20 protein-coding genes and 3 pseudogenes are annotated in these 24938 nt (G+C 65.4%); 10 read left to right on the top strand and 13 right to left on the bottom strand.

The genetic code is table 11. The features are described from left to right. Positions 1–29: 29 nt before the first annotated feature. Positions 30–782 carry a class I SAM-dependent methyltransferase gene (locus ACVW1B_RS33530; RefSeq protein WP_028343579.1) on the bottom strand — a complete coding sequence of 251 codons (753 nt, stop codon included), beginning with the start codon at positions 780–782 and terminating at the stop codon, positions 30–32. A 185-nt stretch (positions 783–967) separates the two neighbouring features. Between ACVW1B_RS33530 and gloB the strand changes: the two genes are divergently transcribed. Together gloB and ACVW1B_RS33540 are read left to right on the top strand one after the other, a co-directional pair. Then, on the top strand, positions 968–1735 hold the full coding sequence (gloB, locus tag ACVW1B_RS33535) for a hydroxyacylglutathione hydrolase (RefSeq protein ID WP_253606027.1): 768 nt from the start codon (positions 968–970) through the stop codon (positions 1733–1735). Continuing rightward, positions 1735–2187: a cupin domain-containing protein gene (locus ACVW1B_RS33540; RefSeq protein ID WP_253606026.1), complete on the top strand. Its 453-nt coding sequence runs from the start codon at positions 1735–1737 to the stop codon at positions 2185–2187. The genes gloB and ACVW1B_RS33540 overlap by 1 nt, the downstream gene beginning before the upstream one ends. A 201-nt stretch (positions 2188–2388) precedes the next feature. Here ACVW1B_RS33540 and yddG read toward each other — a convergent pair whose 3' ends face one another. The 3 genes and pseudogenes from yddG to ACVW1B_RS33555 all read right to left on the bottom strand — a co-directional run bounded on the left by yddG (position 2389) and on the right by ACVW1B_RS33555 (position 5622). Further along, positions 2389–3261, bottom strand: coding sequence for an aromatic amino acid exporter YddG (gene yddG / locus ACVW1B_RS33545; protein ID WP_253606025.1), 873 nt, complete (start codon positions 3259–3261; stop codon positions 2389–2391). Positions 3262–3448: 187 nt separating this feature from the next. Further along, positions 3449–4175 (bottom strand): annotated as a pseudogene (gene phbB / locus ACVW1B_RS33550) (acetoacetyl-CoA reductase). A gap of 268 nt (positions 4176–4443) precedes the next feature. Further along, positions 4444–5622, bottom strand: coding sequence for an acetyl-CoA C-acetyltransferase (locus tag ACVW1B_RS33555; protein ID WP_016841132.1), 1179 nt, complete (start codon positions 5620–5622; stop codon positions 4444–4446). Between the two features lie 313 nt (positions 5623–5935). Between ACVW1B_RS33555 and phaR the strand changes: the two genes are divergently transcribed. Further along, complete coding sequence (gene phaR, locus ACVW1B_RS33560) at positions 5936–6526, top strand: polyhydroxyalkanoate synthesis repressor PhaR (RefSeq protein ID WP_057015574.1); 591 nt, start codon at positions 5936–5938, stop codon at positions 6524–6526. Positions 6527–6602: 76 nt separating this feature from the next. On the opposite strand, the pseudogene ACVW1B_RS33565 reads toward phaR, so the two are convergent. Next, positions 6603–8982 (bottom strand): annotated as a pseudogene (locus ACVW1B_RS33565) (acetamidase/formamidase family protein). A gap of 385 nt (positions 8983–9367) precedes the next feature. Between ACVW1B_RS33565 and ACVW1B_RS33570 the strand changes: the two are divergent. Beyond that, the gene (locus tag ACVW1B_RS33570) at positions 9368–10822 is read left to right on the top strand and encodes an acetamidase/formamidase family protein (protein ID WP_253606019.1); all 1455 of its coding nucleotides are present in this window, start codon (positions 9368–9370) and stop codon (positions 10820–10822) included. Between the two features lie 212 nt (positions 10823–11034). Here the strand turns inward: ACVW1B_RS33570 and ACVW1B_RS33575 are convergent, their stop codons facing one another. Continuing rightward, on the bottom strand, positions 11035–12726 hold the full coding sequence (locus ACVW1B_RS33575) for a bifunctional diguanylate cyclase/phosphodiesterase (RefSeq protein WP_253606018.1): 1692 nt from the start codon (positions 12724–12726) through the stop codon (positions 11035–11037). Positions 12727–12945: 219 nt separating this feature from the next. Here ACVW1B_RS33575 and ACVW1B_RS33580 point away from each other — a divergent pair, with 219 nt between their 5' ends. After that, positions 12946–13230 carry a hypothetical protein gene (locus ACVW1B_RS33580; RefSeq protein ID WP_069279792.1) on the top strand — a complete coding sequence of 95 codons (285 nt, stop codon included), beginning with the start codon at positions 12946–12948 and terminating at the stop codon, positions 13228–13230. 7 nt (positions 13231–13237) lie between these two features. Here ACVW1B_RS33580 and ACVW1B_RS33585 read toward each other — a convergent pair whose 3' ends face one another. From ACVW1B_RS33585 to mtgA, 3 genes are all read right to left on the bottom strand, one after another. Then, a complete protein-coding gene (locus ACVW1B_RS33585) occupies positions 13238–13876 on the bottom strand; it encodes a hypothetical protein (protein ID WP_057015581.1) in 639 nt (212 codons plus the stop codon). 143 nt (positions 13877–14019) lie between these two features. Next, entirely contained in the window at positions 14020–14205 is a 186-nt protein-coding gene (gene rpmF / locus ACVW1B_RS33590; protein WP_021077536.1) for a 50S ribosomal protein L32, read from the bottom strand. A gap of 157 nt (positions 14206–14362) precedes the next feature. Next, positions 14363–15034, bottom strand: coding sequence for a monofunctional biosynthetic peptidoglycan transglycosylase (gene mtgA, locus ACVW1B_RS33595; RefSeq protein WP_253609851.1), 672 nt, complete (start codon positions 15032–15034; stop codon positions 14363–14365). Positions 15035–15232: 198 nt separating this feature from the next. On the opposite strand from mtgA, the gene ACVW1B_RS33600 reads away from it, so the two are divergent. Then, complete coding sequence (locus tag ACVW1B_RS33600; protein ID WP_092090496.1) at positions 15233–16153, top strand: polyprenyl synthetase family protein; 921 nt, start codon at positions 15233–15235, stop codon at positions 16151–16153. Positions 16154–16171: 18 nt separating this feature from the next. Further along, the gene (locus ACVW1B_RS33605; RefSeq protein WP_253606017.1) at positions 16172–16852 is read left to right on the top strand and encodes a DUF1345 domain-containing protein; all 681 of its coding nucleotides are present in this window, start codon (positions 16172–16174) and stop codon (positions 16850–16852) included. A 78-nt stretch (positions 16853–16930) separates the two neighbouring features. Here ACVW1B_RS33605 and ACVW1B_RS33610 read toward each other — a convergent pair. Continuing rightward, positions 16931–17402: pseudogene (locus ACVW1B_RS33610) on the bottom strand (GFA family protein). A 165-nt stretch (positions 17403–17567) separates the two neighbouring features. Between ACVW1B_RS33610 and ACVW1B_RS33615 the strand changes: the two are divergent. Together ACVW1B_RS33615 and ACVW1B_RS33620 are read left to right on the top strand one after the other, a co-directional pair. Next, entirely contained in the window at positions 17568–17942 is a 375-nt protein-coding gene (locus tag ACVW1B_RS33615) for a nuclear transport factor 2 family protein (protein ID WP_016847513.1), read from the top strand. 108 nt (positions 17943–18050) lie between these two features. Next, complete coding sequence (locus ACVW1B_RS33620) at positions 18051–19658, top strand: Na+/H+ antiporter (RefSeq protein ID WP_253606015.1); 1608 nt, start codon at positions 18051–18053, stop codon at positions 19656–19658. A gap of 147 nt (positions 19659–19805) precedes the next feature. Here ACVW1B_RS33620 and ACVW1B_RS33625 read toward each other — a convergent pair whose 3' ends face one another. From ACVW1B_RS33625 to ispG, 3 genes are all read right to left on the bottom strand, one after another. Continuing rightward, on the bottom strand, positions 19806–21146 hold the full coding sequence (locus ACVW1B_RS33625) for a Rieske 2Fe-2S domain-containing protein (RefSeq protein WP_253606014.1): 1341 nt from the start codon (positions 21144–21146) through the stop codon (positions 19806–19808). A gap of 103 nt (positions 21147–21249) precedes the next feature. Next, positions 21250–22143, bottom strand: a complete 894-nt coding sequence (locus ACVW1B_RS33630; RefSeq protein ID WP_229192010.1) for a TauD/TfdA dioxygenase family protein — start codon at positions 22141–22143, stop codon at positions 21250–21252. A gap of 271 nt (positions 22144–22414) precedes the next feature. Next, on the bottom strand, positions 22415–23704 hold the full coding sequence (gene ispG, locus ACVW1B_RS33635) for a flavodoxin-dependent (E)-4-hydroxy-3-methylbut-2-enyl-diphosphate synthase (protein WP_028338143.1): 1290 nt from the start codon (positions 23702–23704) through the stop codon (positions 22415–22417). Positions 23705–23963: 259 nt separating this feature from the next. On the opposite strand from ispG, the gene ACVW1B_RS33640 reads away from it, so the two are divergent. Continuing rightward, positions 23964–24839, top strand: coding sequence for a sulfurtransferase (locus ACVW1B_RS33640; protein WP_253606013.1), 876 nt, complete (start codon positions 23964–23966; stop codon positions 24837–24839). Positions 24840–24938: the final 99 nt, after the last annotated feature.

Here is a 24938-nt window from a genome sequence, read left to right on the forward strand (position 1 = left end):
GAATTGTCCGCGTCACGCCTCGGGTCGTGTTACGACTCTGCGTGAGTCGATTTGCGCGTCGCCGTCGAGGACGGCACCAGCACCGGACGCAATGACGGGATCAGCTGCGTGCGCTCGCGGCGCGCGGGAATCGCGCGATAGACCTGCTTGGTCGCCTCCACGATGTGCACGCCGGCGAACGGCATCGACAGCGCCGCGCCGACCCGCTCCCACGCCATCGCCGAGCGCAGGAACCAGCTGCCCTGCACCGGCGGCATGAACAACGCCTCGCCCCACGACGACGGCGTGAACCAGGTCTGCCGCAACAGCTGCGTGATCTGCGCCCGCGAATAGGGCCGGCCATGGCCGAACGGCGTGGCGTCGGTGCGCGTCCAGACGCCGCGGCGGTTCGGGATGATCGCGATCAGCCGCCCCGACGGCGAGAGCACCCGCCACACCTCGCGCAGCAACCGCTCCGGGTCATCGGACATCTCCAGCGCGTGCACCAGCAGCACGCGGTCGACCGCGGCATCCGGCAGCGGCATCGAGAATTCGTCAATCAGGGTGGCCAGCGCCGGCCGGCCGGTCGGCCATTTCAGCACGCCCTGGGCCGCCGGCATGAAGGCAATGCAGCGCTCGCAGGACTCACGGAACAGGCCGAGATAGGGGGTCGGATAGCCGAGGCCGAGCACGCGCTGGCCTTCCGCGTTCGGCCACCGCGCGCGGATGCCCCGGTTGATCAGTTGCCGCGCCACGATGCCGAGGCGCTGCGAATAGAAGTCGCGCAGGTCGATGACGTCCATGGTGTTTAGCCTAACACGCCCCCTGCGGCCCGGGTGCGCCGAAAATTGCATTGCCGCCGGAGCGTTAACGCCATATTTCACCCCTATATTGGGCGCGTTAAAAGCATGACCCGGGAAAGTCGATACCGGTCTTTCGAATACATCATGCTTTGAAAATGTCCGTCCCGTTTGTTCGTGGAGATATCATGACCGCCGAAATTCGCACCTTCAGCTGCCTCACCGACAATTTCGGGTATTTGATCCACGATCCCGCGACTAAGGCGACCGCGTCGATCGACGCGCCGGAAGCCGGCCCGATCATCAAGGCGCTGGAGCGCGAAGGCTGGACGCTGACGGATATCCTGATCACCCATCACCACGGCGACCATGTCGGCGGCGTCGCCGAGCTGAAGCAGAAATACGGCTGCCGCGTCGTCGCCCCGCACGACCAGTCGGCCAAGATCGCCAATGTCGATCTGCGCGCCGCCAATGCCGATGTCATCAAGGTCGGCAGCCTGCTCGCACGCGTGGTCGAGACGCCCGGCCATACGCTCGATCACATCTCCTATGTGTTCGACGGCGAGAAGGCGGTGTTTGCCGCCGATACGCTGTTCTCGATCGGCTGCGGCCGGGTGTTCGAGGGCACCTACCCCATGATGTGGGATTCGCTGCTGAAGCTGCGCTCGCTGCCGGACGATTTCCGTCTCTATTGCGGCCATGAATATACCGCTGCGAATGTGAAATTCGCGCTCACCATCGAGCCCGACAATCCGGCCCTGCAGGCGCGCGCAGCAGAGGTCACAAAACTGCGCGCCGAGAACAAGCCGACGATTCCGGTGCTGCTCGGCGACGAGAAGAAGGCCAACGTGTTCCTGCGCGCCGACGAGTCCGCGGTGGCGGCGAAGCTGCACATGAAGGGCGCCGACCCGGCGCTGGTGTTCGGCGAGCTCCGCGAGCGCAAGAACAAGTCGTGATGGCCGACCTCTCGGCTGCCGACATCATCGCGCAGCTCGCGCTGCAGCCGCATCCCGAAGGCGGACATTATCGCGAGACGTTTCGCGACGCGCGCTGCGACGCCAATGGCCGCGCGCACTCGACCGCGATCTATTTCCTGCTGGCGCGCGGCGAGCGCTCGCATTGGCATCGCATCGATGCGGTCGAGATGTGGCACTATTACGCCGGCGCGCCGCTGACGCTGCGGATTGCGGAGGACGGCGGCCCACATTCGATCACGCTCGGGCCGGATGTGGCGCGCGGCGAGCAGCCGCAGGCGATCGTGCCGGCGCACGCATGGCAGGCCGCCGAAAGCTGTGGCGACTGGACGCTGGTCGGCTGCACCGTCGCGCCGGGATTCGAGTTCGCGAAATTCGAGCTAGCGCCAAAGGGCTGGGAGCCGGCGTCGCAGGGTCTTTCCCCGTCATCCTGAGGTGCGAGCGGAGCGAGCCTCGAAGGATGAATCGGCCACAGACGGGGCCGTCGACCCTTCGAGACGGCCGCGTTGCGGCCTCCTCAGGGTGACGGTGAAACAGTAGCAACAACCTTCTTCGTAGGATGGGTAGAGCCCAGCGAAACCCATCATCTCGCCGCGTGGACCAAAGGCGATGGGTTTCGCTTCGCTCTCCCCATCCTACGTTCTTTTTCTCAGCACCATGTCCTTTGCCGCGATCAGCCCGCCGCCGGCGATCAGGATCGCGGCGATCGCGATATTGGCGCTGGGCTTGGCGAAGCCCGCTGCGATCAGGAACGCGGTCGAGAGCAGCGGCGTGGCGTAGGATGCGGCACCGAGCACGCGGATGTCGCCGCGCTTCATGCCGATATCCCAGGCGAAGAACGCGGCCCCCACCGGACCGATGCCGAGCGCGACGACGGCAAGCCACTGCAGCGGCGTCGCGGGCCACACCGTCGTCTCCACCATCATGTGCACGAGCGCCGCAAGCACGGCGGTCGCGAGGCAGAAGCCTGCCACCGCATCGGTCGGCACCGCCTTGAGCCGGCGCGACATCACCGAATAGGACGCCCAGACGAAAGCCGCGACGAAGGCGGCCGCGAAGCCTGGAATCTGCTCTTTTGTGAAGGCGCCGGTGTTGCCGGCGAACAGCAGCACGGTGCCGGCGAGCCCGAGCAGCGCGCCGACGATGTGATGCACCGCAAGCCGCTCGCCCGGCAGCAGTGACGAGAACAGCACGATCAACAGCGGCCAGAGATAATTGAGCAGGCCGGCCTCGGCCGGCGGGGCGAAGCGCAGCGCCAGGAAATACAGCGCGTGATAGCCGAACAGCCCGCCGACGCCGACGACCCAGGCGACCAGCGGCTGCTTCAACGCGCCGAAGGCTGACGGACGCAACAGGAAGCTCGCGAACGCGAACGCGGCGCCGATCGCAAACGTCATGGCCGCGAGTTGGAACGCCGGGATAGTCCCGGTCGCGACCGTCATGACCGACAGCAGCGACCACATCAGGATGGCGGTCAGTCCGACAAGGGTGGCAGTTCGGGTCGTCATCTCAATTCAATCCGTCGTGGCCGGGCATGACTGTCCAAAGGATGGCCGTCTGCAACCGCTCGCCGATGTCCCGGCCGGCCACGTCTTCCTTCGCGTGTGGCGCGTTGTAAAGACGAAAATGCCCGGCACAAGGCCGGGCATTCGCTACTTGATTGTGCGCGCCTGCGACGCGACGACGCTGCTCGCGTCAGGCGTGATACTGGCCGCCGTTCACGGTCAGCGTCGAGCCGGTGATGAAACCGGCATCGTCTGCGGCGAGGAAGACCACGGCCCGCGCGATCTCTTCGGGTTCGCCGAGCCGGGCGACCGGAATCTGCGGGATCACGTTCTTCTCGAGCACGTCCTTCGGCACCGCCTGCACCATCTCGGTGTTGATATAGCCGGGGCAGATCACGTTCACGGTGATGCCGCCCTTGGCGTTCTCCAGCGCCAAGGCCTTGGTGAAGCCGATGTCGCCGGCCTTGGCCGCGGAGTAGTTGACCTGGCCGAACTGGCCTTTCTGGCCGTTGATGGAAGAGATCGAGATGACACCGGCCGAACTTGCGGGCGCGCATGCCCTCGATCACCTGGCGCGTCATGTTGAACAGCGAGCCGAGGTTGGTGTTGATCACGGCATTCCACTGCTCGACCGTCATCTTGTGGAACGCGGTATCCTTGGTGATGCCGGCATTGTTGACGAGCACGTCGACCGGGCCGAGATCGGCCTCGACCTGCTTGACGCCGGCCGCGCAGGCGTCGAACGAGGCGACGTCCCACTTGTAGACCGGAATCCCGCTCTCCGCCTTGAACTTCTCCGCCGCGGCGTCATTGCCGGCGTAGCTCGCCGCCACCTTGTAGCCCGCCGCTTTCAGCGCCTTGCTGATCGCAGCTCCAATACCGCGCGTTCCGCCCGTCACCAATGCAACACGTGCCATGTCCGTTTCCTCCTTGGCCGTCTTTTATAACCGGATAACTCCGGCCTACGCACTCACTCAACAAAGCGCGATGAGATCAGGTTGAATTGTCATCGCGCTTTGGCTCCCTTTTTTGAGCATGGTCTTCTCGGAAAACCGCTTCACACTTTTCCGGATCATGCTGTCGAAACAAAAATGCCCGGCGCAAAGCCGGGCATCTTATTTATCAGCTCGCTTCGCGGTTGACAGATGATCTTTTCATCACCTAACCGGCCTCGCTGCCTTTTGTTCAGTCGCGTGCAACGCACATAGCGATGCCCATGCCGCCGCCGATGCACAGCGTCGCGAGGCCCTTCTTGGCATCGCGCTTCTGCATCTCGTGCAGCAGCGTCACCAGCACGCGCGCACCCGACGCGCCGACCGGATGGCCGATCGCGATCGCGCCGCCATTGACGTTGACCTTGGCCGGATCCCAGCCGAGGTCCTTGTTCACCGCACAAGCCTGCGCCGCGAACGCCTCGTTGGCCTCGATCAGATCGAGGTCGGCGATGTTCCAGCCGGCCTTCTTCAGCGCGGCGCGCGAGGCGGGGATCGGGCCGGTGCCCATGATCTTGGGGTCGACGCCGGCCTGGCCCCACGACACGATGCGGGCCAGCACCTTCTTGCCCTGCTTGGCGGCTTCCTTGGCGGTCATCAGCACGACGGCAGCGGCGCCGTCATTGATGCCCGAGGCGTTGCCGGCGGTCACGGTGCCGTCCTTCTCGAAAGCCGCGCGGAGCTTGGCCATCGCGTCGAGCGTGGCGCCATGGCGCGGATACTCGTCGGCGTCGACCACGATATCGCCCTTGCGGGACTTGATGGTGACCGGGACGATCTCGTCCTTGAACTTGCCGGCCTTCTGCGCCGCCTCGGCCTTGTTCTGCGAACCGACCGCGAACTCGTCCTGCTGCGACCGGGTGATCTGGTACTGCTTGGCGACGTTCTCGGCGGTGTTGCCCATGTGGTAGCCGTTGAAGGCATCCCACAGCCCGTCCTTGATCATGGTGTCGATCAGCTCGAGCCCGCCCATCTTGACGCCGCCACGCAGATATTGCGCGTGCGGGGCCATGCTCATGGATTCCTGGCCACCCGCGACGACGATCGAGGAATCACCGTTGAGCAGCGCCTGGTAGCCGAGCGCCACGGTGCGCAGGCCCGAGCCGCAGAGCTGGTTGACGCCCCAGGCCGGGCTTTCCACCGGGATGCCGGCCGCGATCGAGGCCTGGCGGGCCGGGTTCTGGCCCTGCGCGGCGGTGAGGATCTGGCCCATGATGACTTCGGAGACCTGACCGCCCTCGACGCCGGCACGCTCCAGCGCCGCCTTGATGGCGATGGCCCCGAGGTCATGGGCCGGCGTGGTGGCGAAAGCGCCGTTGAAGCTACCGACGGGGGTGCGGGCGGCGCTGACGATGACGACATCGTCTGACATGGACATCTCCTATGGGTTGTAGCTGGGTTTCTCGACGGCGGGCGGCCGATTTGGCGGGCCTGTCTCTTGACGGCTATCCTGTAAACCTCGTTGAGACATGTCAATCGCACTGTCGGGCAAATCGCGCCGCGACGCACTCAAAATGACGCCCTTGGCACTTTCCTGAGCAAATCCTATGCTTTGGAATTAACCGCACAGCACAAAACTGTAGCCGAACCGCTTTGAAAATGCTTACCTTTGCTGCGATGCGTTGCATTTTGCCCTGCGGCGATGCCGTGGGGTTCCAGGTTCTTCGGTGTTGAAGTGAGAGCCCATGGCAAAATCTGAACAACCGACCACGATCAAGAAATACGCGAACCGGCGGCTCTATAATACCGGGACGAGCACCTATGTCACGCTCGAGGATCTCGCGGCGATGGTGAAGGAAGGCGAGGATTTCCTCGTCTATGACGCCAAGACCGGCGACGACATTACCCGCTCCGTGCTCGCGCAAATCATCTTCGAACAGGAAAACAAGGCCGGGCAGAACCTGCTGCCGACCACTTTCCTGCGCCAGCTGATCCGCTTCTACGGCGACAGCATGCAGATGGTGGTGCCGAAGTATCTCGAACAGTCGATCGAGACGCTGACCAAGGAACAGGAAAAATTCCGCAAGCAGATCGCGGGCGCGCTGAGCGGCACACCGTTTGCGCCGCTGGAAGAACAGGTCCGCCGCAACATGGAGCTGTTCCAGCAGACCTTCTCGATGTTCAAGCCGTTCGTGCCGCAACGCGGTGGCGGCGAGGCCGACAAGGCGCCGGAGCCCACGCCCGATGACGGCAACATCGACGATCTTCGCCGCCAGATGAAGGACATGCAGGAACGCCTCGAGCGCATGTCGCAGCCGACGAAGAAGGACGAGTAGGTCCTTATCGCCGATCGGCCGGACGCACCGGCCGCTATCGTTTCGCGCAATCCTGACGGCGGCAACTCTGCCGGCGTCAGGCGCCGCTTGCCCCGGGAAGCATGCTCTTGCGGACGATCGCGTGCACGCCCCAATTGCCGTCGGCAACCTGCGTGACGCCGAAATCGACGCCGAGCGAGATCAGCGCCAGCGCCTCGTCCTCGCTGAGACAGTAGCACTCCATCAGGAATTTGCGCGTCGCCCGGAACGCATTGCGCAGCGCCAGATCGACCGACGAGCGCTGGTAGATCTCCGACTGCGCGTTGCGCCCGAGCTCGCGCAGATAATTGCCGTAGCTGAAGCCATGCAGGATCCACTCCTCCGGCGTTTCCAAAAGCGGATGCGCCAGCCCTTCGACATGCGGCTTGGTCGCCCTGCCGCTCTTGTGCAGGATGAAGCGAAACTGGCCGGTGAGCGAAAGCTCGAGCGCGGTGCCGTTGACCTCGCCATCGCCTTGCGCGAAATGCGGATCGCCGATCGAGAACAGCGCGCCTGATACTGCGACCGGCAGATAGAGCGTGGTGCCCTTAGTAGCGCGCCAATTGTCGACATTGCCGCCGAAATAGCCGGGCGGAATCGAATCGATGATGTCGGATTCGCGCGGCGCCACCGCCATAAAGCCGAAATGCAGCCGCGCCGGAATCCGTACGCCGGCGAGCACGCCGGGCTGTTTCTCGACGGTGGCGTGATCGACCGGCACACCGGGATAATCCATCGTCTCGTGGCGCACGCCGAACGGATCGGTCTGCGGCGTCCAGCGGTAGGAATAGACGGCGTGGGCCCACTCGGCCTGCGCATCGGTCTCGAAGATCGTGATGGTCTCGCGCTTGGCCGGCGGATCGATCAGATCGTTGTACTGAAAGCCCCACCAGGCCGCGGCATTGCTGCCGAACGACTTGCCGGCGTAGGCCGGATTGGCTGATGGCCGCGGCCAGATGTCGAGGATCTGCACCTCGAGTACATCGCCCGGCTCCGCACCGCAGACATAGATCGGCCCGGTGCAGATGTGCACGCCGAACCCTTCGCCGGCGCCGCGGCCGAAGATCGAACCGTCCATCGGACCGGCGCCGCGCCGTTCGACCGACTTGCCCTCGGCGGTCCAGCGAAACACGCTCTCCGCGCCGGGATCACCCTTGATCATGCGCTCGTAATCATCGAAGGCATGCTGGGTCAGCGTCTCGATCGTCACCACCGCGCCCGACTGCACGCTCATGACGGGCGGGATGGGCGCGGCTGAGATAGCCCCAATGCGCGGTCTCCCTGGACACCTTGAGATGGTGATGCGAGGCGCCCCGCCCTTCCGGCACAGCCCCCGCCGGTTCAACCGGTACGATCGGCTCCAGCGGCGCAACCGTCTCGCGCGCAACCGGGCTTGACGCGAGATTTGGCGCGAGCCGCAGCACCGTTGCGGTGCCACGCGCCAGCCGCGGCCGGCCGCGCGTGCGCTCGCCCTCCACATCACGAGGCACCGCCTTGCGGAAGTCGCGCGGCGAGGTGCCGTAGGTCGCGCTGAACATCCGGCTGAAATGCGCCTGATCGGTGAAGCCCCAGCGGTAGCTGATTTCGGCGATGCGCTGGTCAGCATAGTTCGGATCGATCAGATCATTGCAGCAGCGTTCCAGCCGCCGCTCACGCACATAGGCCGAGAACGTCGTGTTCTGCCGTTCGAACAGCCGTTGCAGATAGCGTTGCGACAGCCCTTCCTGCCGCGCGATGTCGGCGATGGTCAGGCCGGCATTGCCGAGCTGGGCCTCGATCGCGGCATCGACCCGGCGCAGATGGCCGGCCTGGACCTGCGTCATCGCTTCTGCATCGAGCCGCGTCTCGCCGAGCAGCGCGCCGGCGACGAGTTCGGTGACCGCGACCTCGGCGGTGACGAGATCGGCCTTGTCCAGGATCGCGAAATTGCCGCCCAGGGTCCGCATCACCGGACGCACGGACGCAGCGGCGATCGTCGCGCCGAGCACGGCCGGCAAACGCAAGCGATTATGCCCGAGCCGGCCGAGCAGCCGCTCACGTGGCAGTTCGAGCAACAGGATCTCGAAATCCTCGCGCAAGGTCATCCGCCACGGCGATTGCAGGTCACACACCGAGACGTCGTTGTCGGCAAACTCGCAGCTGCGTTGGCCGGACGTGATGCTGCCGCGGCCGTATCCGTGGAAGATGATGGCGACCCGCGCCGGCATTCCCGGCGAGGCCGCATGACCGCTGCAGACGATCTGCTGCTCGGTGGAACGCAGCAGCGCGAGCTGGCCGCCGCTGGTCGAGCGCTTCGCGGTCAATTCGCCGAACTGGAATTGGCCGGCCTCCGGCAATTCGCAATCGAGCTGCAAACCGGCCAGCGCCTCGCGCCAGACCTCCCGCCGGTTTTGCCGCGGGATCGCATCGACCGAAACCCGATAGGTCGTCGCGACCATCACCCCTCCAGGCCGCAGCACCGCAGCGTTCCACTCACAGAGCCGTGAACGCAGCCTGCACCGATTGCAGGCAGGCGGCAAGCGTGTTGCGACGGCACATGTTGCCCAGCCTGCGTGCAACGCGCGGAAGCGGCCGCTTTCGCGTGGCAGCGCTATCAGCGGCGAACGCAGTGCAACTTGATCGAATGCGCCCAAATTCTTGACCGCTCCGGCCATGCCGCGATGCGAAGACGGCCGCCGCAGATGCCTTGCACGCTGTTGCACAGGCCTTTGCGCCGCGACGACAGCAAGCGCGCCGACAAATTATTGGGCGCGCCCGGTCATGTCGGAGCGGCGCGGCACCATGCACTCTCATGCGCACTTTCGATCCAAGGAGGAGCTCAAGATGTGCGCAGGTGACGACAAGAACTGCCCGGACTTCGAATTGCATCATCGCCAGTTCAAGGAGACGCTCGACCGCGAACGCCGTTCGTTCCTGCGCTCAAGCTTCGCGGCGGCGGGCGGCGCCGCGGCAATGACCGCCGGCGGCATCTCGCTGGTGACGCCGAAAATGGCGGCCGCCGCCGAGAAGCATCAGCCGGCGCAGCGCGCCTATCACCATTTGCCAGCGAATGCCGACACCGTGCATTGGGGCTATTTCAGCAAATCGCTGAAGCCGCGCGTCGAGATCAATTCCGGCGACTTCATCACCATCGAGGCGCTGACGCATCACGCCAATGACGATGCCGAGCGCATGGTCAAGGGCGATCCCGGCGTCGAGAGCGTCTATCTCTGGACCAAGGAGAAGAAGGGCGTGAACCGGCGCGGCGCCGGCCCGATGGATGCCTCGCTGTTCGGACGCGGCGCCGGCGAAGGCCTCGGGGTGCATATCTGCACCGGGCCGGTGTTCGTGCGCGGCGCCGAGGAAGGCGACGTGCTCGAGCTGCGCATCATCGACGTCGCGCCGCGGCCCTGCGCCAACCCGAAATTTTCCGGCAAGGCGTTCGGCAGCAACGCCGCGGCATCGTGGGGCTTCCACTACAAGGATCTGCTCACCGAGCCGAAGCCGCGCGAGGTGGTCACCATCTACGAGGTCGACGCGACCGGCGAGCGCAACTGGGCGCGCGCCGTCTACAATTTCACCTGGACGCCGCAGACCGATCCGTCCGGCGTGGTGCACAAGACGATCGATTATCCCGGCGTCCCGGTCGATCATTCGACCGTCAAGGAGAACCACGGCATCCTGAAGAACGTGCGCATCCCGGTGCGTCCGCATTTCGGCGTGATCGGGCTCGCGCCGAAGGAGGCCGAGTTCGTCGATTCGATCCCGCCGAGCTACACCGGCGGCAACATCGACAATTGGCGTATCGGCAAGGGCGCCACGATGTATTACCCGGTGGCGGTCGAGGGCGGGCTGCTCTCTGTCGGCGACTCCCATGCTTCGCAGGGCGATTCCGAACTGTGCGGCACCGCGATCGAATGCTCGCTCAACGGCACCTTCCAGATCATCCTGCACAAGAAGGCCGACCTCGCCGGCACCGCGCTGGAAGCGCTCGACTACCCGATGCTGGAGACCCAGGACGAATGGCTGGTGCACGGCTTCAGCTATGCCAACTATCTCAGCGAGCTCGGCTCCAGCGCGCAGACCGAGATCTACAAGAAGTCGTCGGTCGACCTCGCTCTGCGCGACGCCTTCCGCAAGATGCGCAAATTCCTGATGACGACGAAGAAGCTGACCGAGGACGAGGCCATCTCGCTGATCTCGCTCGGCGTCGACTTCGGCGTCACCCAGGTGGTCGACGGCAATTGGGGCGTCCATGCAGTGATCCGCAAGGACATCTTCGCCGGCGGCGAGAGCTGAAGAAAAGGCCTGAAGCGTGGCGGTCAGCCGAAGAAGGACGAGCATGGCTTTGCGCCGCGCACCTCACCCAACGTCGCCCCGGCGAAAGCCGGGGCCCATAACCACAAATGTCGGTTGTTTGAAGCAAACGTCTGCCAGATCGCTTCATCGAGAGGCTGCGGCGTATGGGTCCCGGCTTTCGCCGGGACGACACCGTTGATTTGACGAACAGATCAGCCCGTGGCGGGCACGGGCTTCTCCGCCGGCGCGTTCCACGGGCGGTCCGGCGAGGCGAGGCCGATCAGGCGGCCCTGGATGAAGTCGCAGCCCCATTCGCGCAGCATCACGGCGGCTTCCTCGTCCTGCACCCATTCGGCGACCGTCCTGATCTCGAGGCGGCGGGCGAGATCGATCAGCGTTTGCACGAAAGCGCGGTCGTCGGCCGAACGCACGATGTTCTGCACGAAGGCGCCGTCGATCTTCACGATGTCGACGCCGAGCTTGCGCAAGTTGCGGAACGAGGTGTAGCCGGCGCCGAAATCGTCGATCGCGATCCGGCTGCCGAAGTTCTTCAGGCGCGTGACAAAGCCGCGCACGTCGTCGATATCCTGGATTGCCACCGTCTCGGTGATCTCGACGATCAGCCGCTCGCCGACGCCGGGATGCGCGCGCATCAAAGATTCGATGGTGGCCCACCAGTCCGGATCCATCGTGGTGTCGGGCGAGATGTTGAGGCTGAGCTGTACGCCGGGAGCGGCAGCGAGCTCGGCGATGGCGAGCTCCAGCACACGGTGATCGACCAGCCGGATCAGGCCGAGCCGCTCGGCGACCGGCACGATATCGGGCGCGAGCAGCGCGCGGCCGTCGTCCTGCTCCATCCGGACCAGGCACTCGTAGAACGCGGGCTGCCGCAGGCACGCATCGACCACGGGCTCGAAGCCGATCACGATGCGGCGCTCGTTCAGCGCGGTGACGATCTCGTCGGTGACGCGGATGTTGACGCGGCGCTGGGCGTCGCGCTCGACATTCGGCTTCCACAGCGCGAACGATCCGGCGCGGCGGCTCTTGGCCGCGTCCAGCGTCTCCTGGGCGCGATTGACCGCCTCCTCCGCCGACCGCGCATGGCGGGGAATGGTGACGGCGCCGATCGAGACCGTCACCGATACCGGGCCGGACTTGGTCGGCACCACCTCGTCGCGCACCGCGGCCAGGAAGCGCTCGGCCGCGACATTGGTGTCGTCGACGGTGCAGTTGCGCAAGATCAGGCCGAACTTGTTGCCGGAGAAGCGGCCGAGCATGTCGCCGCTGCGCAGCCGCGCACGAATCCGCTTCGCGACCTCGGCGATGACGGCGTCGGCGACATCGAAGCCAAAGGCATCGTTGACGCGCGCGAGGTGATCGATGCCGATCAGCATGAAGGCGCAGGAGGAGCGGAAGCGCGCGCACTCCTCCATCGTCTCGGCGAGCGAGGCGATCAGATGGGTGCGGTTGAGCTCATTGGTCAGCGGGTCGTGCCGCGACAGCTTCAGCAGCTGCTCGTCGCGGGCATGCCGCTCATTGTTGATGCGGACGACGCCCTGCACGCGCGCCGGCCTGCCGTCGGCGCCGGCAAACCAGCAGCCGGTCTCCTCGATCCAGATCACCGGCGCCGAGGTGACGGCCCGCACGCCATATTCGATCCGGTAGGGAACGCCCTCCCCGCCGCGTACCGGCGCCGGCGCGCCGAGCGCATCGGATCGCACCGAGCGCGATGGCTCGATCAGCTTTGCAAGCTCGGCGCCGCTCGCCAGCGCCGCGACCGGGATATCCGGGAAGACCGCTGCCACATTGTCGCTCCAGGCGATCGCATCGCTCGCGAGGTCCCAGGCGAATGTCGCTTGGCCGAGCGAGGCGAGGATGCTGGCAGCTGGCGGGACAGGGGGCATCGAACATGTCTCGATTTGGGACGGCGCCCGGTGATTCTACACGCTCTCAAGATAGTGGTTCCGGCGAATCCAACGCTAGGTGAAGTTGATAAATAATCTGGAAACCACGTTTTCGACTGTCCGGGAACGAACTGGGGACGGCGGGCATGACCCTTGCCACAGGGGTGTTGCGGAGGGCCGCAACGTCCCAAACTATGACGCTCCAACGGGTCGCAGACGATGCCGGATATCGATCAATCGGAAATCCTCGACGGCGAGTGCACCGGCGATGCTGCGGCGGCCAGCACGGCGCTGGTGCCGCTGGCCGCGACCACCCATTGGGCGCCCAAGATCCCGCTGCCGCATGCCGATCCGTCGTTTGTGGCTCATCTGATCGCGACCGCCGCACACGAACCGCAGACGCGCGGGCAGCGGCGTGGGTCATTGGCCGACGCGCAGAGCGCTTACGGCCCGCATGTCGACGAACGCCGCAGCGTGGCGCGGCGGACCCGGCAGATCATCTAGGAAAATATCAGCGCTGCGGCGCGTCCGACGGCGGATGGCCGCCCGGCTGCAAATCCGGCGAGGTCACCGTCGGCTTTGGCGCGGACTGATCGAGTAGCACGGATTCCGCAACCGACGTCGCCGAGGGGACCGGTGCGGCCGGTGGCGGCGCGGCAGGCGCCGGCGCGGCGACAGGCGCGGGCTCAGGCCGGGGTGCCGGCTCCGCTACGGGTGCAGGTTGCGGTGCCTCAGCTGCCGCAGGGTGCGCCCTGCCGGCGCTGGGCGCCGGTGCGACCACCGCACGGCGGCGGGTGCGCAGCGCAATTCCGGAAATGAAATCGACCAGCGCCAGCAGCGTGAGCAGGCCATAGGTCGAGTTGCCGAATTTCGGCCAGAGCACGAATTCGGCAGCGGCGGCGCCGAACACGATCAGCGACAGCAGATGGTCGGTGAGATATTTCGCGCCGGGGCGCGCGCCCTTGATGACCTCGAGCAGCAACAGCAGTACGGCGGCGGCGAGCAGCATGTCGCTGAGCGTGATCTGCCACTGCTCGCCCGACAGCAATGTCAGCCTGATCAGCGGGTCCGTGAACGACACGCCGGGCATCAGGAAAGCGATGATGTTGTAGACCGCGAGCGGAACGAGCAGCAGCGGAAAACCGACCATCGGGGCTTGCGCCTTATTCAGGGAGAACCAGCAATGCGGCGACGCTCATTGGCCTCGCCGCGGACGCGCCCGTCTTGGCCGCACTCGTTGACCGAATTCAGGCGCCGCGCCGCATGGCTGCGGCGCGTGGACCGAATGTCCGATCAGGACTCTTTCTTGGCCTTCAGGACCTGACGGCCCTTGTACATGCCGGTCTTCAGGTCGAGGTGGTGCGGACGGCGCAGTTCGCCGGAGTCCTTGTCCTCGACATAGGTCGGGGTCTTGATCGCATCGGCCGAACGGCGCATGCCACGGCGCGACGGCGAGGTTTTTCTTCTGGGAACGGCCATGACGGTGTCCTCTAGGGGTGTTGCGGAGGCATCGTCCGAAATGCGGACGGCTCAGCGCTTCGAAGCGCAAGCTGCGATGCCGGTAAGGCCGCGCTTATAGAGGAAGGCACTGCGTAAAGCTAGGGCCGGAGACAGCAAAAAGCGCCCGAAATCGGCCTCAGGAGCCGCGATTTTCGCGCCAGCAGCGCGTCACGGAGTTGGCCCGGACCATATAGGTGGCGGACAGCCTGCGGACCCCCGGGCCGGGGTTCCGGGCGCTCCTCTTGGCCGGATTCGGCAGGATCGCCGCCAAAAGCGCGGCCTCGCGGGCTGACAGCCCCGCGGCGGACCGGCCGAAGGCATATTGGGCGCCGGCTTCGGCGCCGAACTGGCCGGACGGGCCCATTTCCGCGATATTGAGGTAGATTTCCAGGATCCGCTGCTTGGGCAACACGAGATCGATCCAGAGTGCCAGCGGCAGTTCCAGCCCCTTGCGGATCACGCTGCGGCCGGACCACAGGAACAGGTTCTTGGCGACCTGCTGGGTGATGGTCGAGCCGCCGCGGGCCACCTCGCCATCCTCGGCGTCGTCGAGCACCTCGCGCAGCGCGCCCCAGTCGATGCCCCGATGCTTGCAGAAATGAGCATCCTCCGAGCCGACCACGGACCGCGCCAGATAGGGCGACATCGCGCCGAAATCGATCCAATGCCGCGTCACCGGGGCCCCGCGCAGGGTCCGCCAGGCCATCAGCGCCGAAACCGGATGGCCGGTACGGTAGAACGGCGCCACCAGATACGGCAGCAACAGCAGGGCCAGCAAAAGCAGCAACAAAATTCGGACGATGCGCAAAGCAGGGTTTCCGGGGAGGACCATTCCAGGAAGGATTTGGGACCCGCCCGCCAGAACACGGCCGGCGCCGTCGACGTCTGCGGGATAATTCACGGTTTTTCCAGCACTTTTAAGGCGCATTCCGTCGCAGGGCGGGAATTGACGAAGCCGATGCCATCAACGATTGTCCGGCCGAAAATCGATCTGGAGCAATTCTTAATGACGACCGGTACTGCAGAGTTTTCCAAGCGGCTGGACCAGACCGCGGAGGATACCGAAGCCCTGCTCGCCAAACTGCTGTCCGACGCGACCGAAAGCGATGAGATCGTGCGCCCGAAGCGGCTGATCGAGGCGATGCGCTATTCGAGCCTCGGCGGCGGCAAGCGGCTGCGGCCGTTCCTCGCGGTCGAGAGTGCCGCGGTGTTCGGCATCCCGCGCGAAGCCGCCCTGCTGGTCGGCGCCGCGCTCGAATGCATCCACTGCTACTCGCTGATCCACGACGACCTGCCGGCGATGGACAATTCCGATCTGCGCCGCGGCCGCCCGACCCTGCACAAGGCCTATGACGACGCCACCGCAATCCTCGCCGGCGACGCGCTGCTCACCATCGCATTCGACATCATCACCCGTGATGCGATCCACAAGGACGCCCAGGTCCGCCTGCTGTTGACCCGCGCGCTGGCGCGCGCCTCCGGCGTCGGCGGCATGGCCGGCGGCCAGATCCTCGACCTCGCCGGCGAAGGCCGCTTCGGCGACCGCGAGCCGGTCGATGTCGCGCGCCTGCAGCAGATGAAGACCGGCGCGCTGCTCCGCTTCGGCTGCATCGCCGGCGCGATCCTCGGCCAGTCCTCACAAAAGGAGTACCAGGCGCTCGACGATTACGGCAAAGCACTCGGTGAAGCCTTCCAGATCGCCGACGATTTGCTCGACGTCGAGGGCGATGCTGCCGCGCTCGGCAAGCCGGCCGGCGCTGACGCCGCGCTCGGCAAGACCACGTTCGTCACCCAGCTCGGCATCGATGGCGCCAAGCAGCGCGTGCGCGATCTCCTCGCGCGTGCCGACGCCGCGCTGTCGGTGTTCGGCGACCGAGGCGACGTGCTGCGCGCCGCCGCCCGCTTCGTCGCCGAGCGCAAGAACTAGCCGAGAGCAACGCGCGAAATGAACAGGGAGATCGACGACCGCCTTGTTCGCTTCCGCAAGCTGCCGCTGCCGGTCCGCGTCGTCGTGGGCCGGCCGCGCACCTTCGGCTCGATCGCTTTCGGCATCCTGGCTGCGCTGCTGGTGCCGGGAGCACCGCGCCTCGTCACCCGCCTGCTCGCGGGCTGGGATGCCTTCGCCGCGCTGTATCTCGTGCTTGCCTATGTGATGATGCTGCGCTGTGGCGTCGCCCATATCAAGCGAAGCGCCATCCTGCAGGACGACGGACGTTTCCTGATCCTGCTGCTGACCGCGTTCGGCGCGCTGGCGAGCCTCGCCGCCATCGTGTTCGAGCTCGGCGCATCCAAAGGCAGCCCGGCCGGACTGGCGCTGGCAATCGTCACCATCACGCTGTCATGGGCCTTGGTGCACACCGCGTTCGCGCTGCACTACGCCCATGAGTATTACCGCGGCGAGACGCCCGGCGGATTGCAGTTTCCGAGCGGCGAGGAACATGCCGACGCCGATTACTGGGACTTCGTCTATTTCTCGTTCGTGATCGGCATGACGGCGCAGGTCTCAGACGTCGGCATCACCGACAAGATCATCCGCCGCACCGCGACCGTGCACGGCATCATCTCGTTCGTGTTCAACACCGCGCTGCTCGCCCTGATGGTGAACATCGCCGCGAGCGCGATCTAGCTGCGCCGCCTGATGAGATGCCGTGCGCAAGGCGGTCGGCAAGGACGACAAGCAGCACGCCGATGACGTCGCGCGGATTTATTCCCCGCCTTGCGTCACGTGCTCCTGATATTGCGGCAGATCGTCCGTTATCGCGTACCACGGCGCCTTGGAGCCGACGAAGATATGGGCGGTCGGCCGGATCGCCGGCGCATCGCGCAGCGTGCCCATCGCGACATGGACATAGGCGCCGTCGCGGACCAGCGAATAGAGCAGCGAGCCGCAGCGGCCGCAATGCGCGTCGTGGGTGAGTTCATCGCCATAGATCAGGAGCTCGTTAGCGCCGCCGACCACGGTGAATTTGTCGCGCGCGATTCCCGCGAACGGCTTGAACGCCGATCCCGTGGTGCGCCGGCAGTTCGAGCAGTGACAATTGAGCGCATAGGCAAACGCGTCAGCCACCCTCGTAGCGCACGTCGCGGCAGAAGCATTCGCCGGTCAGGATATGTTCGTTCGAATTTGCAGATGCGGTCACAACTCGTCCCTCACGCAGAATTTTGTCGCCGGCCATGGCGCAATCTAGCGGTTCATGGCTAAATCCTGGAGCCCTTTCCGTTCCGATTGAATCGGAACGCGGGCTCTAGATTCGAGCCTGACGCGTTTTCTCCACGCGAACCGGCACCCGCTTCGCTCGAAAACGCTCCAGCCGATCCAATCCTGCCGGGAGGACCAACCGATGAGCCAAGATCGATCCAGCGTCGAAAGCGTCGTGCAAACCTATTTCGACGGTCTCTACGAGAGCAATGCCGACAAGCTCGCCGAGGCTTTTCATCCGAGCGCCGATTTGCGCTGGGTGGAGAAGGGCGAGCTGAAGGTCCTGACCGTGCCGGACTGGCTTGCCTTGGTGCGCAAGCGCACCTCGGCGAAGGCCGAAGGCAAGCCGCGCGAGGATTTTATCGTCACCATCGACCGCTCCGACGACAACACCGCCTTCATCAAGGTGCGCTGCCAGCTGCCGCCGCGCTATTTCACCGACTATCTGGTGGCGATGAAGCTCGCCGACGGCTGGCAGATCGTCTCGAAGTCGTACCGCTACGACCTCAGGGATTGATCGACCGGGCGCGGCGCGCCCGCGACGGCTTTGTGACGCGCCCCCTGCGGTCCGGCTCCGGCCGGACCGCATTGACTGGCGCTGGTTTCCGGGCGAATTGAGCCCGTTATGGAAGCCAAGTTTCAGATTTTTCTCACTTTGCTCGGCGTGCTGGCGGGAACCGCCCTGGTGGCGCGGCGAACCGATATCGCGCCCGCGATCCTGCTGCTGCTGGTCGGCATCGTGCTCGCCTTCGTGCCGGGCATGCCGTCGCTGGAACTGCCGCCCGAGCTCGTGCTGCTGGTGGTGCTGCCGCCGCTGATCTATTCGGCGAGCGTCGCGATGAGCTGGCGCGAGTTCAAGGCCAATCTGCGGCCGATCATCCTGCTGTCGGTCGGCTGCGTGATCTTCACCGCCTTCATGGTCGCAACCGCGACCCATTATCTGATCGGCCTGCCCTGGAGCATCGGCTTCCTGCTCGGCGCCATCGTCGCGCCGCCCGACGTGGTCGCGCCGCTGGCGATCGCCCGCAGGCTCGGCATGCCCCGCCGCATCCTGGTGGTGCTCGAGGGCGAAGGGCTCGCCAATGACGCGACCGCGCTGATTCTCTACCGCTTCGCGCTCGCCGCGATCACCACCGGGCTGTTCTCGCTGCCGAAGGCGACCGGCACTTTCCTCGTCATCGTCGCCGGCGAGATCGCGTTCGGCACCGCGGTCGGCTGGCTCAGCCTGCGCGCCCGCCGCCGCGCCAGGGATCCGCAGGTCGAGATCACGCTGTCGCTGATCACGCCCTATCTCGCCTACTGGATCCCCGAGCATTTCGGCGGCAGCGGCGTGATCGCGACCGTCGCCTGCGGCCTCTACATGAGCTGGAACGGACCGCTGTTGATCTCGGCCGCGACGCGCCTGCAGGGCATCTTCTTCTGGGACTTGATCATCTATCTGATCGAGGGCCTGCTGTTCCTCTTGACCGGCTTCCAGATGCGTTCGCTGTACGAGAAGTCGAAGTCGTTCCCGCTGCACGACATCCTCACCGCGACCGTGCTGGTCGCCGTCATCGTGATCGTGGCGCGCTTCGTCTGGGTGTTTCCCGGCACCTATCTGCCGCGCTGGATCAGCCGACGCGTGAGCGAGCGCGATCCGCTGCCGTCGTGGCGGGCGGTGTTCGTGGTCGCCTTCACCGGCGTGCGCGGCGCGGTCTCGCTCGCCGCGGCGCTGGCGCTGCCATTGACGCTGCCGAGCGGAGACGCCTTCCCGTATCGCGACCTGATCCTGTTCGTCGCCTTCGGCGTGATCTTCGTGACGCTGGTCGGGCTCGGCCTCACTCTGCCGCCGGTGGTGCGCTGGCTCGGCCTCGCCAGGGACGGGCGCAGCGAGCACATCGCCGAGCACGAGCAGGAGATCGCGGCGCGGCGCGAGGCGCTGAACGCCGCGCTGAAGTCGCTCGATGCCATCACCGACGACCGCGAGCTTTCCGACGAGGTCATCAAGCTCTTGCGCTCGCGGCACGAGATCCGGATCAACCAGCTGCCCGACTCGCTCAATCCCGACACGCACGACGTCTCCGCCACCGGCACCGAGCTGACGCGGGAGCTGATCGCCTCCGAGCGCAAGTTCATCCATATGCTGCTGCGCGACGGCAAGATCACCGACGAGACCAGGCGGCGGATCGAGCGCGACCTGGATCTGGAGGAGGCGAGCCTGTCGAACCGCGAGTATCGCAGGATTCCTTTGTAGCGCGCGGTATCTCCACCCGTCGTCCCGGCGAAGGCCGGGACCCATTACCACAAGTACCAATTGGTTTGCGGGCTGGAGCCACACCGCGCTTCAACAACGCAACCCTGTGGTTATGGGTCCCGGCCTTCGCCGGGACGACAGTGGATATCATTCCGCCGCGGCGTTCTGGCCGGGACCGCCGACGAAGCCGGCGGGGTCGCCGAACCGCTCGATCATGACGGCGGTGAGGTCCTTGGTCTTGCTGGTGACGCAGGCGCCGGAGCGCACGGTGTAGCGGTCCTGATGCTGAGCATGCGGCGGCGCCTCGCCCTTTTGCAGCGCGCGGGCCGCCTCCATGACCAGCTTGCGGAAATGCATGATGCCGAGATCGGTCGGGCCGAGATGCTCGCGGGTACGGTCGGCGATCGGGCCCTGGCTGTCCTGCACCGCGGCGTCCTGCTCGGAGACGCCCTTGATGCCGGTGTAGCTTTTGGTCCGCTGCAGCTTGCGGTCGATCAGATAGTCGTTGGCCTTGTTGCGCAGCGGCACGTAGTTCTCGTCGACGACAGCCATCACGCCGTTGCCGTTGGCGTAGCCTTCGCGCTCGGCATCGGTCAGCGGCCGGTGGGGATTCCACGCATAGGTGTAGATCCAGCAATTGGTGTCGGTGACCGGCACGAAGGTCTGGCCGAACATGTTCTCGCCCGGCATCGAGCTCGGCGCGTAGCTGTGGAACGGCATCAGGAACTGGGCGATGCGCCAGTAGATGTTGTCGCTGCCGGTGAGCCGTCCGCCCGCCACCGTGAGGCCGGCCTCATGCGGATTGATCTTGATGACGGGGCGCGGATCCTCGGCGATCCAGCGCATGTGATCGGTCGCGACCCGCGTCAGCGGGTTCACGAAATGCTTCTTGATGTCGAGGATCTCGTTCTCCTCCTTCTCGAAGGAGAGGTGTGCGAAGGTGAAATGCGCGGTGTCGATCGAGCCTTCCACCGCCTGCACCCAGTTGCAGTCCTGCCACTTCTTGGTGACGAAGCGGTGCGAGGCCGGCAGCAGCGCCATCTCCAGCGCCGGCAGTTCAGGCATCTGATCGGCCGGGCCCATATAGGCCCAGATCATGTCGCCCCATTCACGCACCGGATAGGACTTGATCCGGATCAGGTCCTTTGCGTTGAGGTCCGGATACGACGTCGGCATGTCGACGCAGCGGCCGTCGGTGTCGAACTTCCAGCCGTGATAGACGCAGCGGATGCCGCATTCCTCGTTGCGGCCGAGCCAGAGATTGGCGCCGCGATGCGGGCAGTACTGGTCGATGACGCCGACCACGCCTCTCGTGTCGCGGAAGGCGAGCAGCTCCTCGCCCATCACGACGATCTTCTTCGGATCGCTGTCCGGCTCCAGCAACTCCTCCGACAGCAGCACCGGAATCCAGAACCGCCGCAGCAATTCGCCCATGCCGGTCCCCTCACCGGATTCGGTGAGGAATTTGTTGTCCTCGGCGCGAAGCATAGGCGGTCTCCCGAGTTTATTTTCGTTGTAGTTCGTAGGATGGGTGGAGCCAACGGGGCCGCGCGTTGCGCGGACCCGTTGGCTCTACCCATCCTACGAAATCTCACACCGGCCGCTCTCCCTTCACGGTGACGCGGGTGCCGGAGCGGGTGTGCGGCCAGTAATCCCACATCGCGCGATGCTGGGCGCAACGGTTGTCCCAGAACGCGATCGCGTTCTCGGTCCAGCGGAAGCGGCACTGGAACAGCGGATTCTCGGCGTGCTGGTAGAGATAGGCCAGCATGGCGTCGCTCTCGTCGCGCGGGATGCCGACGATGAAGCGGGTGAAGCCGCGATTGACGTAGAGCGATTTCTTGCCGGTCACCGGATGGGTGCGAACCATCGGATGCTCGGCGCGGGGATATTCCCGTTTGTCGGCGACGCCGTAGTTCGCATACAGGCCACGATAGGTCTGTTCGCCATCATGCAGCGCGGTCAGCCCGTCGAGATAGGCCTTCATGCGGTCCGACAGCGCCTCATAGGCGGCGTACATGTTGGCGAACAGGGTGTCGCCGCCGCGCGGCGGGCACTGCTTGATGTAGAGGATCGAGCCCATCGGCGGCTCGAGATCGCAGGACACGTCGGTGTGCCAGCCCTCGCCATTGGCGCGTGGGGAATCCTTGTCGGCGTAGATCTTCATCAGCGCCGGATCGCCCTCATTGGGCGCGGCGGGATGCACATGCAGCTCGCCGAACTTGCGGCCGAAGGCGAGATGCTGGTCGGGGCTGATGTGCTGGTCGCGGAAGAAGATGACGAGGTTTTCGGCGAGCGCGCGATGGATCTCGTCCATCTGGCGGTTGGAGCGCGCATCGTCGCCAACGAGCTTGCCGATATCGACGCCGGAGATCTCCGCGCCGATGATCGGCGTCAGCTTCTCGACGCCGATGGTCTCATAGGGCTCGGATTGGTCGGCGAGGTGGCGATAGCGCGGACCCTGCTTGCCGGATAGCGAGCTCATGGGCGTTCTCCCAATCATTCTTGATTGGGAGCATGGTAACGCGCATCGACGGAAGCGCAATCTGCGCCTCAAACATATCTGTCGTCCCGGACAAGCGCAGCGAAGCGGAGCGCAGATCCGGGACCCATAACCACAGGATCGGGTTTTGCGAAGGCTGGTAACCCGCATCTCGCGCCACAACCACATCCTGTGGTTATGGGTCCCTGCTCCCGTGCGCAATTGCGCACTAGGCAGGAACAACGGTTGAGTGTGGGTCACGCGCGGAGTGAAACTACTCCGCGGCGCCGGCCTGCTCCGGCAGCTTGGCGCCGTTGCCGTAGCGCTGGTCGATATAGTCGATCACCAATGCCTTGAAGTCGGCGGCGATGCCCGGACCGCGCAGGGTGCGGAACTTCTTGCCGTCGACGAAGACAGGCGCGGCCGGCGCTTCGCCGGTACCGGGCAGCGAGATGCCGATATTGGCATGCTTGGATTCGCCCGGGCCGTTGACGATGCAGCCCATCACCGCGACGTTGAGCTGCTCGACGCCCGGATACTTGGTCTTCCAGGCCGGCATCTCGTCGCGGATGAAATCCTGGATCGAGCGCGCCAGCTCCTGGAACGTGGTCGAGGTCGTGCGGCCGCAGCCCGGGCATGCCGCAACCAGCGGCACGAAGGTACGGAAGCCCATGGTCTGCAGCAATTCCTGCGCGACCTGCACTTCCAGCGTGCGATCGCCGCCGGGCTCCGGCGTCAGCGAGATGCGGATGGTGTCGCCGATGCCCTGCTGCAGCAGGATGCCCAGCGCGGCCGAGGAGGCCACGATGCCCTTCGAGCCCATGCCGGCCTCGGTGAGGCCGAGATGGATCGCATAATCCGAGCGGCGCACGACTTCCTGATAGACCGCGATCAGGTCCTGCACGGCGGAGACCTTCGCCGACAGGATGATCCGGTTCTTCGGCATGCCGAGCTCTTGCGCGCGCGCCGCCGACAGCAGCGCCGACTGCACCATCGCCTCGCGCGTCACGGCGCGGGCATCGCGCGGATTCGCAGACGCCGTGTTCTCGTCCATCAGCTTGGTGAGCAGCTCCTGGTCGAGCGAGCCCCAATTGGCGCCGATGCGCACCGGCTTGTTGTTCTTGTTGGCGATCTCGATGATGTCGGCGAACTGCGTATCGCGCTTGTTCTTGAAGCCGACATTGCCGGGATTGATGCGGTACTTGTCGAGCGCTTCGGCGCAGGCCGGATATTCGGCGAGCAGCTTGTGGCCGATATAGTGGAAGTCGCCGATCAGGGGCGTGGTGATGCCGCGCTTGCGCAGGCCGTCACGGATGTGCGGCACGGCAGCGGCGGCTTCCTCGCGGTCGACGGTGATGCGGACCATCTCGGAGCCGGCGCGGGAGAGCGCGGCGACCTGGGCGATGGTGCCGTCGACATCGGCGGTGTCGGTGTTGGTCATCGACTGCACGACGATCGGCGCGCCGCCGCCGACGGCGACGTTGCCGACCATGACCTGCGTGGTTTGGTGCCGCGGCGCGGGGCCGGCGACGTCGTCTTGCGGCAAAATCTCGGGCTTGTTCATGGCGTCTCGAATATCAGGTTTTGGTGACATTCACCAAGGGGGCGATGGGCCTCGCGCGCGGCGGGCCAAACGATCGTGTTTCGGAGTGAATTCAATAGCTTATGGCGCCGATTGAGGCCAAACGCAAGCCATGCAGCGGCGTCCTGCATGCCCCGCTATATTGGACCGGATTGGGGTGAATCAAAGGGCAAAGTGACAGCTTTTCATGTGATCTGGCGCATCTTAGCATCCCGTTAAACACACACCGGGAGGACGCAAAATGGCCGGCAACAGCGAGCTGATCACCACGGCGGAACTTGCCGAGATACTGACCCGGCCGGACCTTCGCCTGTTCGACTGCACGACCTATCTGGAGCCGGCTCCCGCCGGCAGCAACGTTCCCTATATTGTCGTCTCGGGCCGCCAGACGTTCGAGGCCGGCCACATCCCGGGCGCGAATTTCCTGGATTTGCAGGCCGAATTCTCCGAGGCCAATACCCATCTGCGTTTCATGATGCCGCCGACAGCGCAGCTCGAAGCCGCGTTCGGCCGCCACGGCATCTCGGCGGGCAGCCGCGTCGTGCTCTATTCGATCGGCACCGCAATGTGGGCGACGCGGTTCTGGTGGATGCTGCGCTCGCTCGGCTTCGAGGGTGCCGCCGTGCTCGACGGCGGCATCGACAAATGGACCGCCGAAGGACGCGACATCGAGACCGGACTTGCCGGCGGCTATCCGCCGGCGACGTTTCCGGCGCGGCCGAAGGACGGCATGTTCGTCGACAAGCATGACGTGCTCGCCGCGACCACGGAGGGCGACACCGTCATCGTCAACGCGCTCGGCCCGCAATTCTACAAGGGACTGGAGCCGAGCCGTTACGGCCGACCCGGCCGCATCCCCGGCAGCGTCAGCGTGCCGGCGGCGACCTTGATCGATCCCAAGCACAAGACGTTCGTGCCGCTTGAGGAGGCCGAAGCGACGTTTGCTGCGCAAGGCATCACCAAGGACAAGCGCGTCGTCGCCTATTGCGGCGGCGGCATCTCCGCGACCATCGACCTGTTCCAGCTGCATCGGCTCGGCTACGACAATCTCACGCTCTATGACGGCTCGATGGGCGAATGGGCGAAGGATGAGTCCCTGCCAATCGAGAGGGGTTAGTGGGGAAGCGCGATGTCTCCACCGTCGTCCTGGCGAAGGCGAATTTGCTTGTGAACGGGAAAGCGGCCCCCAGCGTCGCGCGACAACCGACAGTTGGGG

The sequence above is a fragment of the Bradyrhizobium sp. USDA 4502 genome, from assembly GCF_054063355.1.